Here is a 247-nt window from a genome sequence, read left to right as displayed (position 1 = left end):
GGGGCTGGTGGCGGAAGGCCAGACCGTCAGCGCCAGCCTGTCGGACCCGGACGGGCTCCCGGCGCCGGGGGGCGTGAGCTACGCGTTCCAGCTCGACGGCAGTACGGTCGAGACCAACAGCTCCGGCCAGTACACCCTCGGCTACGCCGAGGCCGGCAAGGTGCTCTCGGTGGTCGCGAGCTACACCGATCCGCAGGGCCACGCGGACATCGCCTCGGCGGTGGGTGGCACCGTCACGGACGTGGAC

Annotated in this window: 1 protein-coding gene; it reads left to right on the top strand. The window is 72.5% G+C overall.

Translation table 11 applies throughout. The features are described 5' to 3' along the window. Window positions 1–247 (top strand): hypothetical protein (locus tag ASF20_RS25360; RefSeq protein ID WP_162242618.1); only part of this gene is annotated, 247 nt, incomplete at both ends.

This window comes from Methylobacterium sp. Leaf88 (genome assembly GCF_001422795.1).
GTDB lineage: Bacteria > Pseudomonadota > Alphaproteobacteria > Rhizobiales > Beijerinckiaceae > Methylobacterium.
Note: the sequence above shows the minus strand (reverse complement) of the source record. Positions and strands in the feature narration are given on the sequence as shown.